Raw genomic sequence first — 11916 nt, 5'->3', positions numbered from 1 at the left:
GGATCGTGAGCTTCAGGCGATTCTTCGAGCGCTCCGTCTCAATCTTCGAGACGCCAGCAGCGCCGAGACTGTCCTTCAAATACTTGCGGATCTTGATATCTTCATGCAGGTTGTCTGCAAAGTCCTTGTCTGCGTACCATTTTGCATCCCAATCCTTGACGATGCCGATGCGGATGCCGTTCGGATTTACTTTCTGACCCAAACCTTTTCCCTCCTTCTCATCTTTCTTCCACGGCGACGGTGACGTGAGACGTGCGCTTCAAGATCTTGAACGCCTGCCCACGGGAACGCGGGTGGATACGTTTGAGTGTCGGGCCCTGATCGACATACGCCGTCTTAACGTAGAGTTTGTCGACATTCATGTCGAAATTGTTCTCAGCATTGGAAACGGCGGATTTTAATACCTTCTCTATGACGTCCGCGCCGATCTTCGGCGTGAACTTCAAGATTGCGAAAGCCGAGGCGATGTCCTTGCCACGGATGAGATCCATGACGACACGTACCTTGCGCGGCGCAATCCGTACATACTTAGCTGTAGCTTTTGCTTCCAAAGGGGAAATGCCTCCTTTCGCTCTTATCTCAGCGAAGTCTTGCGCTCTTCGCCGGCATGGCCTTTGAACGTGCGCGTCGGAGCGAATTCTCCGAGCTTATGTCCAACCATGTCTTCCGTCACATATACAGGAACGTGCTTGCGGCCGTCGTGTACGGCGATCGTATGACCCACGAAATCCGGCAGGATCGTAGAACTTCTCGACCACGTTTTCACGACTTTCTTGTCGTTCGCCGCGTTGAGCGCGTCAATTTTCTTCACGAGACTTTCTTGTACGAAAGGTCCCTTCTTGACTGATCTCGACAAAATATATCCTCCTTCCGCTCAGGCAGCCAATGTACTGCCTGCCATCCACGAATTACTTGCGGCCGCGTACGATGAGCTTGTCCGACGCCTTCTTGCGGCGCGTCTTGGCGCCCATCGCGCACTTGCCCCATTTCGTGACCGGATGCTTGCGGCCGACCGGGCTTCTTCCTTCGCCGCCGCCGTGCGGATGGTCGTTCGGGTTCATCGCTACGCCGCGGTTCTCCGGACGCTTGCCGAGCCAGCGGTTGCGTCCCGCCTTGCCGATCGTAATGTTCTCATGCTCCAAGTTGCCGACCTGACCGATCGTCGCGCGGCAGTTGATATGCACTTTGCGAAGCTCGCCCGAGGGAAGACGCAAAAGCGCGTAGTCGTTTTCCTTCGCCATGAGCTGCACGGCGCTGCCGGCGCTCCTTGCGAGCTGTGCGCCCTTGCCGATCTTCATCTCGATGTTGTGGATCATCGTGCCGACGGGGATATTCTTGATCGGAAGCGCGTTGCCGACCTTGATATCCGCTTCCGCGCCCGACTCCACCTTGTCGCCGACCTTGAGTCCGTTCGGCGCGAGGATGTAGCGCTTCTCGCCGTCCGCGTAGTTCAAAAGGGCGATGCGTGCGCTGCGGTTCGGATCGTACTCAATCGTCGCGACGCGGGCGGGGATGCCGTCCTTCGTGCGCTTGAAATCGATGATGCGGTAGCGGCGCTTATGACCGCCGCCCTGATGACGCACCGTCATGCGTCCCTGCTGGTTGCGTCCGCCATGACTCTTGAGACTCTCGACGAGGGATTTTTCCGGCTTGTCCGTCGTGATCTCATCGAACGATGCGACCGTCATGAACCTGCGGCCTGCGGAATAGGGTTTGAAACTTTTGATTGCCACTTCTCTTTACCTCCTTTGCTCGATTTTATGCCTGGAAGAACTCGATCGTCTCGCCCGGAGCGAGCTTCACGATCGCTTTCTTGTAGTCCGAGCGCTTGCCGACGAAACGTCCCATGCGCTTTACCTTGCCGCTGACGTTGACCGTGTTCACGTTCGCGACCTTCACGTTGAAAACTTCCGCGACCGCCTTGGCGATCTCGATTTTGTTCGCCTTCTTGGCGACGACGAAGACATACTTGCCTTCCTCCATGAGCTGTGTGCTTTTCTCCGTGATCAGCGGGCGGATGAGGATATCGCGTGCGTCCATTATGCGAGCACCTCCTCGATTTTTTCTATCGCAGCTTTCGTGATGAAGAGCTTCGTATGGTTCAAAATATCGTAGACGTTGAGGCCCATCGTGTTGATCGCCTTGACGCCGGGGATGTTGCGCGAAGAACGCTCGACATTCTCGTTCTCATCGAGCGTGATGATGAGGCTCTTCGCTTCGACGCCAAAATCGCTGAGCATCTTGACGACGCTCTTCGTCTTCGGGGCGTCGAACTGCAGGTCGTCGAGAACGATGAAATCACCGCTCGCCACCTTGTCCGAGAGCGCACACTTGATCGCGAGGCGGCGCTGCTTCTTCGGCATACGAAAAGCATACGAGCGCGGCTGCGGGCCGAACACCGTGCCGCCGCCAACCCAGAGCGGCGAGCGCGTCGAGCCGCTTCTCGCACGACCCGTGCCCTTCTGTCTCCACGGCTTCCTGCCGCCGCCCCTCACGAGACCGCGCGTCTTCGTGGCATGTGTACCGAGACGGCGCGATGCAAGCTGCATGACGACCGCTTGATGTACAAGACCTGCATTCATCTCCACGCCGAAGACGCTGTCATTCAATTCGATATCGCCAACCTGCTGGTTTGCGCTATTATAAACTGCTACTTTTGGCATAAGTTAGCAATCCTCCTTCCAGATTATTTTCCCGCCTGTTTCGGCTTGTCCGGCTTGACCGTGGCGCGAACCACGACAAGACCCTTCTTCGGGCCGGGGATTGCGCCCTTGATGAGGATGAGGTTGCGCTCCGCGTCCACACGGACGACGGCGAGACGCTGCACCGTAACCCTCGCATGACCCATCTGGCCGGGGAGCTTCTTGCCCTTCAAGACGCGGCCGCCATGACCGCTGATCATCGCGCCCGTCGAGCCGGGTTCTCTGTGCGACTTCGAACCGTGCCCCATAGGACCGCGCGCGAAGTTGTGGCGCTTGATCGTACCGGCGAAGCCTTTGCCCTTCGAAGTGCCCGTCACATCGACGAGGTCGCCGGCAGCAAATATGTCAACGCCGATGGTGTCACCGACGTTATATTCCGAAGCATCAGTCAGACGCATCTCGCGGATGAAGCGTACAGGAGCGACCCCTGCTTTAGCGAAGTGACCCTTCAGAGGCTTCGTGACCCTCTTCTCCTTGACTTCGCCGAAGCCGATCTGGACAGCGTTGTAGCCGTCATTCTCCACGGTCTTGTTCATGATGACAACATTGTTGCCAGACTCGACGACCGTAACGGGAACGACAGTGCCCTCTTCCGTAAAGATCTGCGTCATGCCAAGTTTTCTTCCCAAAATAGCTTTCGACATAAATTCCACCTCCCCTTACAGCTTGATCTCGATGTCCACCCCGGCCGGCAGGTCAAGGCGCATCAATGCGTCCACCGTCTTGGACGAAGGATCGAGGATGTCGATGAGGCGCTTATGGGTGCGCATCTCGAACTGCTCGCGCGAATCCTTGTTGACATGCGGGGAACGCAGGATCGTGTAGATGTTCTTCTCCGTGGGGAGTGGGATCGGTCCCGACACACGAGCGCCCGTCCTCTTGGCGGTATCGACGATCTTAACCGCGCTCTGGTCGAGAGCCTTGTGGTCGTAAGCCTTCAAACGAATACGGATTTTCTGCTGTTTTGACAATGTGTTTTCCTCCTTGTCGTCCGGACTCCGTGGCCCAAACATTTCTCCGCAGCAGTTCCCTCGGCTCATGCCGAGCCATCTGCCGCGTCATCGCATGGGAGCAATAAGAAAACGCTGAACTTGTCAGTGATTCCTGTGATGAGATAAATACATAAAGCTTTTATAAAGGGCTGCGAGACCGCAGCCCTTATAAAAGCCCTTATGAAGTTGACGTCTTAGCCCTCGATCTCCGTCACGCGGCCGGCGCCGACCGTATGACCGCCCTCGCGGATAGCGAAGCGCAGACCCTTTTCGATGGCGATCGGCGTGATAAGCTCGAACTGCATCTCGACGTTGTCGCCGGGCATGACCATCTCCGTGCCTTCCGGTAAACGAACAACACCCGTGACATCCGTCGTGCGGAAGTAGAACTGCGGACGATAGTTCGTGAAGAACGGCGTATGACGACCGCCCTCTTCCTTCTTGAGGACGTAGACCTGCGCCTTGAACTTCGTGTGCGGATTGATCGAGCCGGGCTTCGCGAGAACCTGTCCGCGGACGATGTCCTTGCGATCGACGCCGCGCAAGAGAGCGCCGATGTTGTCGCCGGCGACAGCCGTATCAAGCATCTTGCGGAACATTTCGATGCCCGTGACAACCGTCGACTTCGTCTCATCTTCGAGACCGACGATCTCGACCGTATCGTTGAGCTTCAGCTCACCGCGCTCGACGCGACCCGTTGCGACCGTACCGCGGCCCGTGATCGTGAAGACATCTTCAACCGGCATGAGGAAAGGCTTCTCCGTATCGCGCGTCGGCGTCGGGATGTACTCATCGACAGCATCCATGAGTTCGAGAATCTTCTTCTCCATCTCCGCATCATCCTCAAGAGCCTTGAGAGCCGAGCCTGCGATCACCGGAATGTCGTCGCCGGGGAACTCATACTGCGTGAGAAGGTCGCGGACTTCCATCTCGACGAGTTCGAGGAGCTCAGGGTCGTCGACCTGATCGACCTTGTTGAGGAAAACGACGATCGCCGGAACGCCGACCTGGCGAGCCAAGAGAATATGCTCGCGCGTCTGCGGCATCGGACCGTCGGCAGCGCTGACGACAAGGATCGCGCCGTCCATCTGCGCCGCGCCCGTGATCATGTTCTTGACGTAGTCAGCGTGGCCCGGGCAATCGACGTGCGCGTAGTGACGTTTTTCCGTCTCGTACTCAACGTGCGCCGTATTGATCGTGATGCCGCGCTCTCTCTCTTCCGGAGCCTTATCGATGTCCGCGTAGTCCTCAAACTGCGCCATGCCCTTTTTGGACAGAACCTTCGTGATGGCTGCCGTCAGCGTCGTCTTGCCGTGATCGACGTGACCGATCGTACCGATGTTGACATGCGGCTTGTTTCTCTCAAACTTCTGCTTTGCCATATTGTTTTTTCCTCCCTCGTTACTCGCCCTTGTTCTTGGCGATGATAGCCTCGGCTATATTCTTAGGAACTTCATCATAGTAAGAAACTTCCATGGAGTAGTTCCCTCGACCCTGTGTCTTGGAGCGCAGATCCGTCGAATATCCGAACATCTCGGACAACGGGACGAACGCATTGATGACCTGGGCGCCGTTTCTCGCTTCCATGCCGTCGATGCGGCCGCGGCGCGAATTGATGTCGCCCATGACATCGCCCATGTACTCTTCCGGCACGATGACCTCGACCTTCACATAAGGCTCAAGAAGCACCGGATTCGCCTTCTCGGCGCCGTTTCTAAACGCCATCGAGCCTGCGATCTTGAACGCCATTTCCGAAGAGTCGACTTCGTGGTACGAGCCGTCGTAGACCGTGACTTTGACATCGACCATCGGATAGCCCGCGATGACGCCGTTGTCCATAGCCTCGCGCACGCCGTTCTCGATCGGGTTGATGAACTCCTTCGGAATGACGCCGCCGACGATCTTGTTCTCGAACGTGAAGCCCTCGCCCGGCTCCTGCGGCGTGAGCTCGAGCCAGCAATGACCGTACTGCCCATGACCGCCCGACTGACGGACGAACTTGCCTTCCGCCTTCGCCGGCTTCCTTATCGTCTCGCGATACGCGACCTGCGGATTGCCGACGTTGCAGTCGACCTTGAACTCGCGCAGCATACGGTCGACGATGATTTCCAAATGCAGCTCGCCCATGCCCGAGATGATCGTCTGTCCCGTCTCCTGATCCGTGCGCACACGGAATGTCGGATCCTCTTCCGCCAGTTTCTGCAGGGCGATGCCCATCTTCTCCTGATCGTTCTTCGTCTTAGGCTCAACCGCGACCGAGATGACCGGATCGGGGAACTCCATCGACTCAAGGATGATCGGCTTCGCATCGTCGCAGAGCGTGTCGCCCGTCGTCGTATCCTTCAAGCCGACAGCAGCAGCGATATCGCCGCTGTAGACCGTATCCAGCTCGGCGCGATGGTTCGCGTGCATCTGCAGGATGCGGCCGATGCGTTCCTTCTTGCCCTTCGTCGAATTGAACACGTAGGAGCCGGAAGAAAGCGTGCCCGAGTAAACGCGGAAGAATGCAAGCTTGCCGACGTAAGGATCCGCCATGATCTTGAACGCAAGCGCCGCAAAGGGCCCGTCGTCCGTCGAATCGCGGTGATCTTCCTCGCCCGTATCAGGATCGACGCCCTTGATCGCAGGGATGTCAATCGGCGCCGGCATGAAATCGACGATCGCGTCGAGCATCGGCTGCACGCCGCGGTTGCGGTACGAAGATCCGCAGGTGACAGGCGTCATCTTGCAGGCGATCGTCGCCTTGCGGATCGCCTTACGAATCTCATCTTCCGAAATCTCCTCGCCGCCGAGATACTTCTCCATGAGCTCGTCATCCTCTTCAGCAACGGCTTCGAGGAGCTTGTCGCGGTACTCGTCAGCGAGATCCTTCATATCATCGGGAATCGCCACCTCGTCGGCGACCTTTCCGAGATCGTCCTCATAGATGATAGCTTCCATCTTGATGAGATCGACGATGCCGGAGAACGTATCTTCCGAGCCGATCGGCAGCTGGATTGCCACCGGGTTTGCCTGCAGGCGCTCCTGCATCATCTTGATGACATTGAAGAAATCCGCGCCCGTGATATCCATCTTGTTGACATAAGCCATGCGCGGCACGTTGTACTTCTCCGCCTGCCGCCAGACCGTTTCCGTCTGCGGCTCGACGCCGCCCCTTGCCGTCAGGACGGCGACAGCGCCGTCAAGCACGCGCAGCGAGCGCTCCACCTCAACCGTGAAGTCAACGTGGCCGGGCGTATCAATGATGTTGATTCGATGATTCTTCCAATGGCAGGTCGTCGCAGCCGACGTGATCGTGATGCCGCGCTCCTGCTCCTGTGCCATCCAGTCCATCGTGGCAGCGCCGTCGTGAACTTCGCCGATCTTATGCGTGATGCCCGTATAAAAAAGGATGCGCTCTGTCGTCGTTGTTTTTCCGGCATCAATGTGTGCCATGATGCCGATGTTGCGAGTTTTTTCCAGAGAAAACTCTCTTGCCACTTATTATCGCTCCTTAAATTCGTAAGATACTGCTTGGGATTACCAACGATAATGAGCGAATGCCTTATTAGCCTCAGCCATCTTATGCGTATCTTCTTTTTTCTTGATCGCCGCGCCCGTATTGTTCGCCGCGTCCATGAGCTCGCCCGAAAGCCTCTCATCCATAGTCTTCTCGCCGCGCAGCCTTGCGTAGTTCACGAGCCAGCGGATGCCGAGCGTCATGCGGCGATCCGGACGAACCTCGACCGGTACCTGATAGTTCGCACCGCCGACGCGGCGAGCGCGCACCTCGAGAACCGGCATGACATTCTTCAGAGCCGTCTCAAAAACTTCCAGCGGATCCTTGCCCGTCTTGGCGCGGATCGTTTCAAACGCATCGTAAACGACGCGCTCGGCGACGCTCTTCTTGCCCGAGAGCATCACCTTGTTGATAAACTTTGTAACCGTCTTGGACTTGTATACCGGATCCGGCAACACGTCACGTCTGGGTACGGCACCTTTTCTTGGCATACTTACCCCTCCTGGCTATAATCTCTTTCTTAGAAAAAGCATCTCACTTCTTCTTCGCGCGCTTCGCGCCGTACTTCGACCTCGCCTGACCGCGATCCTGAACACCTGCCGTATCCAGCGAACCACGGATGATGTGGTAGCGAACGCCAGGCAGATCCTTGACACGGCCGCCGCGGATCAAGACAACGCTATGCTCCTGCAGATTATGACCAATACCGGGAATGTATGCCGTCACCTCGATGCTGTTCGTCAAGCGAACACGGGCGACCTTTCTGAGTGCCGAATTCGGCTTCTTCGGAGTCGTCGTGTAGACCCTCGTGCAGACGCCGCGCTTCTGCGGGCAATTCTTCAGTGCCGGTGCATTCGATTTCTCCTGCATACTCTTGCGGCTCTTGCGAACCAACTGATTGATTGTAGGCATTTGATGCACCTCCTTTCTTCATATTGAGGATTTATTATTTATAATTACTTCGCCGCAGCTCTTTAAGCTGCTCGCCTTGCGGCAGGCGAAGCATTTACCGACGGGCTGCGCTCACTGCCTAAGAACAGCCGCAGCAGCGCTTCGCTTGATGGAACAAGCCTCACCGAGCGCCTGCTTCGTAGGAACATGCACGACGGGTACCCCCATCTCCTCGGCAAGCTGCAGAAGCGGTTCCGTCATACGACCGTCCGCATCGTCCGCCAAAAAAACAGCATCCGCCTGCCCCTTCTGCACGGCTTTCGTGACCTGCTTGACCCCGATGACCCGCACCGCATCCTTCAGCGATTCCAACGTCATGCAGTTTCCCTCCCAACGCACGATTTCCGCTCAGTGCTCAAGCACCTATATATATTAACAAAAGCAGAAACCCATGTCAACACTTTATTTCACCGATGTTTTCATGCACACGCCGCCTTGTGTGTCAAAAACATATTCCATCATCGCCATAGAAAATGAGCGGAGACATTCCGCAGAAAAATCCCCGCTCATTTTCATTCGCATCGTATTGCACGAACGCCCCTTACTGTTTCTCCTACGAAAACAACACCCTCATGACATCACACGCAGAAGATTCTTGTAAGAAGTATGCTCCTCGCGCGGTATGCCGATCATATCAAGCGCCTGCTCGACAGGGATTTGCGATTGCGTAACCAAGCGGCGGAGAATCGCCACACGTTCGTCTCGCTGACCTTCAAGCCGACCTTCACGCTGTCCTTCACGACGCCCTTCCCGACGCCCTTCCCGACGTCCTTCCTTGCGCTCTTCCATCATTTTCATCGCAAAAGTCATATAGTTCACCCTCTCTCCTTCTTCCAGTTTGACCTTTTGAATTTCTTTTTCGATCTCCTGTACAAGAGCATTGTCTGTAACTACACCATCGACATATTGCAGGAAGGCTTTGATCGTGCCGTCAATATCACCGAATCTCCCCTTCGTATTGAGAAAAATCTTTTTCGTCCCATCGCGCAGCTTGAGCTCCTTATTCTCCACACAGAGGTTTTCAAACGTGTAGATATAACGCTCTTCGCCAAAAGGATCAAAGGCGCAAATAAAGATGATAATCGTCTTATTCAGCTCATCATAGTCCGCTCCTGCTGCAAGCAGATCAACATCCATCATCGATTGATAGTAGCGCGTCCTTTTGAACAGAGCATCGCCTTGAAGGCGACGAATCTGCATCTCGATGTTGTAGACGGTATTCTGCTCATCCTTGACATAAACATCCAATCGGATTCCCTTGCTTTGGTAATGTGACGCTATGGATTTTTCTGTTTCTACATAATGTATCTTCTTAATCTTGATGCGAAGCGTCCCTTCGAGCATCTTTTTGCAGATACGTCTGCAATTCATGACCAGTTTGAACATGTAGTCATCACGAATCGTCAGCTCTTCCCAAGGCTTGATCCTATAGCCGTCCATATCGTCACATCCTCTCTCCTTTATTGTACGAATTTTTACGATACAAAGCAACAAAAAAACCTCCCCGAAGGGAGGCACAATTTCAAGTGGAGCTGATGATAGGGCTTGAACCTACGACCTGCTCATTACGAATGAGCTGCTCTACCAACTGAGCTACATCAGCACTTGCATTTCGTCCGGTTCGCAGTTTCTGCGTGACTGACGAAATTTATTATACGACTTCGCCGATTTGTTGTCAACACTTTTTTTAAGCTTTTTCGTCTGCAAACGAAATTCTTCAAAATCCCTTGCCATTTATCTACACGATTCGCTCTGTCCTTGCCTTTCTTTTTCGCGCAAATAGCGCCAGACACGCGCGAAGCCTGTCGCCGCGTCAAAGCGGCATTGCCAGCCGAGTGTGCGAAGCTTGTCGGCGCTGGGGCGGTTCGCCTTGTTAAAGTTGTTCTCCAGATACACCGCCTCTTTCGGACGTTCCTTCGCGATGACCTTCAGTCCCAGTTCGGGACGAAGCTTCACGAGTTTTTTTGCAAGCTCGCGAATGCTCAAGAAGGTCCTGTCGTTCGACACATTGTACGCCTCACCTGCCTCGCCCTCGAAGAGGATGAGGAAAAACGCCGCGACGGCATCGGCGATATAGCAGAAGGGGCGGCGTGCGCTGCCGTCGCTGTGCATGACGATATCCGTGCCGTCCTTGACGCACTTCATGAACGATGAGAATACGCGCGGATCTGTCTCGACATCCATCGTCGGCGCGTATGTGTGCGCGATACGCGCAATCTTCGCACGCACACCGTGCTCGACGAAGAAGAGCCGGCACCATGTCTCGCCCATGCGCTTGCTGCCGCCATAGCAGCTCAGAAGGTCGAGCGGATCTGCCGCGCCAAAGTCATCCTCGTGAATCTCGCCTGCACCGTCCGCGATCTTGCCGTAAACATCGCCGCTGCTGAAAAAGAGGAAAGATTCGACGCCCTGTTTCCGCGCCAACTGCAGGAGGTAATAGACGCCGAGCACGTTCGGCTCGGCAACCTCGACAGGCATCGTCTTGTAATACGCAGGACTTGCAAGACTCGCGGCGTGAATGATGAAGTCGATGCGCTCATCCACACGCCAAGGCTCACATAGATTATGACAGACAAGCGAAGTATATGGTTTATCTGTATACTCGCCGAAACGCAGACGCGCCTTTTCCTCACTGCGCACATGAAAAAGAAGCCGCATGTTCATCGCGTGCTTCTCGTTCAGATAGATGAGGAAAAACGCGACATACGAAGCGAGCATACCCGTCGCTCCCGTGAGCAAAAGCGTCTTGCCGCGAAGCCTTTGCCAATCCAACCCCCGCGCATAAATATCCTGCATGTCCTCTTCGATGACGCGGCTATTTAGAAATGCCCTGTTTTCCATCGGCTTCCCCCCAATAATGGAGCTTTTCTACGGGGAAATCATCCAGATTGTCCTCGCTCGTATCTTTCAGCGGAATCTCGCACGTCGCGCAAAGCGCATGATGCGCCCCCTTCGTCTTGAGCTGCATACAGCGAAAGTCGTAGAGCTTCTTGGAGTTCCATACCTCTTCCAGCGTGTTGTCACAGATGCTGCCGACCAGAGTGTCACGCGACCAGTCCGTACAGCAGACGACGACGTCGCCGTTGCTGCGCACAGTCATGTGCGTGAACGGGTAGCGGCAGACCTTGCGCTCCTTGTAGAGCGCCTGCGCCAAGTACGCTGCCTGCGCTTCTTCGCCCTTCTCCTCGCTGCCATAGAGACGATCGAGGGCGTTTTCCTCCAGCTTCGGCAGGATCCACGGCGTGTCGATCAGCTGCTCGTCGGAAACATCCTCGTACATGCGGTAGAACTCGTCGTTCTCCTCCCCGTGCGTGTCCATGATCTTCGCGCATATAAACGGCTTCTTCACACCCTTCTCGTCGCGGTATTTCTTCAAATAGGCGATGTTCTCACGAATCTCTTGCGGCGTGACGCGCGACTGCGTAATGCGCGCCTGTCCGTCCGTGCGCACGGAGTAGATGGACGCGCGCAGATAGTCAAGTCCGAGATCGACAAGCTCCTGTGCCACTTCCTTCGTCAGAAGCGAAGCATTCGTCGTGATCTCCATCTCGTGACAGACGTCGGCTTCTTTGATTTTCTTCACCATGCGGCAGACGCCCTTGTGAAGAAGCGGCTCTCCCGTCGAATAGAGCTTGATGAGCTTGATCTTCTTGCCCTGATGGCGGCAGAAGTCCTTCATGTCCTCTAAGAGCTTGTCAAACAGCTCATCCGTCATATTGCCGAAGGGGCCGCCGTGCTTCGTATATTCGGTTGTGCTCTGCCAGCACATCAG

Annotated in this window: 15 protein-coding genes, 1 tRNA gene and 1 pseudogene; all 17 read right to left on the bottom strand. The window is 55.5% G+C overall.

Going from position 1 to position 11916, the window contains the following annotated elements; translation table 11 throughout:
- A pseudogene (locus ACTTKG_RS05890) lies at positions 1 to 202 on the bottom strand (30S ribosomal protein S3); the annotation flags it as partial.
- A gap of 16 nt (positions 203 to 218) precedes the next feature.
- A complete protein-coding gene (gene rplV / locus ACTTKG_RS05885) occupies positions 219 to 551 on the bottom strand; it encodes a 50S ribosomal protein L22 (protein WP_442673319.1) in 333 nt (110 codons plus the stop codon).
- A 23-nt stretch (positions 552 to 574) separates the two neighbouring features.
- On the bottom strand, positions 575 to 856 hold the full coding sequence (gene rpsS / locus ACTTKG_RS05880; RefSeq protein ID WP_009645084.1) for a 30S ribosomal protein S19: 282 nt from the start codon (positions 854 to 856) through the stop codon (positions 575 to 577).
- Between the two features lie 52 nt (positions 857 to 908).
- The gene (gene rplB, locus ACTTKG_RS05875) at positions 909 to 1733 is read right to left on the bottom strand and encodes a 50S ribosomal protein L2 (protein WP_442673318.1); all 825 of its coding nucleotides are present in this window, start codon (positions 1731 to 1733) and stop codon (positions 909 to 911) included.
- Positions 1734 to 1758: 25 nt separating this feature from the next.
- A complete protein-coding gene (gene rplW / locus ACTTKG_RS05870; protein WP_442673317.1) occupies positions 1759 to 2040 on the bottom strand; it encodes a 50S ribosomal protein L23 in 282 nt (93 codons plus the stop codon).
- Entirely contained in the window at positions 2040 to 2663 is a 624-nt protein-coding gene (gene rplD, locus ACTTKG_RS05865; RefSeq protein ID WP_442673316.1) for a 50S ribosomal protein L4, read from the bottom strand. Before rplD ends, rplW begins: the two co-directional genes overlap by 1 nt.
- Before the next feature lie 23 nt (positions 2664 to 2686).
- Positions 2687 to 3346, bottom strand: a complete 660-nt coding sequence (rplC, locus tag ACTTKG_RS05860) for a 50S ribosomal protein L3 (RefSeq protein WP_442673315.1) — start codon at positions 3344 to 3346, stop codon at positions 2687 to 2689.
- 15 nt (positions 3347 to 3361) lie between these two features.
- Positions 3362 to 3673 carry a 30S ribosomal protein S10 gene (gene rpsJ, locus ACTTKG_RS05855; protein WP_442673314.1) on the bottom strand — a complete coding sequence of 104 codons (312 nt, stop codon included), beginning with the start codon at positions 3671 to 3673 and terminating at the stop codon, positions 3362 to 3364.
- A 215-nt stretch (positions 3674 to 3888) separates the two neighbouring features.
- Entirely contained in the window at positions 3889 to 5076 is a 1188-nt protein-coding gene (gene tuf, locus ACTTKG_RS05850; protein ID WP_442673313.1) for an elongation factor Tu, read from the bottom strand.
- 19 nt (positions 5077 to 5095) lie between these two features.
- Entirely contained in the window at positions 5096 to 7174 is a 2079-nt protein-coding gene (fusA, locus tag ACTTKG_RS05845) for an elongation factor G (RefSeq protein WP_442673312.1), read from the bottom strand.
- Between the two features lie 39 nt (positions 7175 to 7213).
- On the bottom strand, positions 7214 to 7684 hold the full coding sequence (rpsG, locus tag ACTTKG_RS05840; RefSeq protein ID WP_006191712.1) for a 30S ribosomal protein S7: 471 nt from the start codon (positions 7682 to 7684) through the stop codon (positions 7214 to 7216).
- A gap of 43 nt (positions 7685 to 7727) precedes the next feature.
- Positions 7728 to 8105, bottom strand: coding sequence for a 30S ribosomal protein S12 (gene rpsL, locus ACTTKG_RS05835; protein WP_006191709.1), 378 nt, complete (start codon positions 8103 to 8105; stop codon positions 7728 to 7730).
- 111 nt (positions 8106 to 8216) lie between these two features.
- Positions 8217 to 8462, bottom strand: coding sequence for a L7Ae/L30e/S12e/Gadd45 family ribosomal protein (locus ACTTKG_RS05830; RefSeq protein ID WP_442673311.1), 246 nt, complete (start codon positions 8460 to 8462; stop codon positions 8217 to 8219).
- 252 nt (positions 8463 to 8714) lie between these two features.
- Positions 8715 to 9584 (bottom strand): Rpn family recombination-promoting nuclease/putative transposase, encoded by an 870-nt coding sequence (locus tag ACTTKG_RS05825; RefSeq protein ID WP_442673310.1) that lies wholly within the window; start codon positions 9582 to 9584, stop codon positions 8715 to 8717.
- 87 nt (positions 9585 to 9671) lie between these two features.
- Positions 9672 to 9747: transfer RNA gene (locus ACTTKG_RS05820), tRNA-Thr, on the bottom strand.
- 131 nt (positions 9748 to 9878) lie between these two features.
- Positions 9879 to 10985: an NAD-dependent epimerase/dehydratase family protein gene (locus tag ACTTKG_RS05815; RefSeq protein WP_442673309.1), complete on the bottom strand. Its 1107-nt coding sequence runs from the start codon at positions 10983 to 10985 to the stop codon at positions 9879 to 9881.
- On the bottom strand, positions 10960 to 11916 hold a 957-nt coding region (locus tag ACTTKG_RS05810; protein ID WP_442673308.1), incomplete at its 5' end, for a radical SAM/SPASM domain-containing protein. The genes ACTTKG_RS05815 and ACTTKG_RS05810, both read right to left, overlap by 26 nt.

It is taken from the genome of Selenomonas sp. (assembly GCF_052169755.1).
Taxonomy (GTDB): Bacteria; Bacillota; Negativicutes; order Selenomonadales; family Selenomonadaceae; genus Selenomonas.
This window is presented reverse-complemented; position numbering and strand designations above follow the sequence as displayed.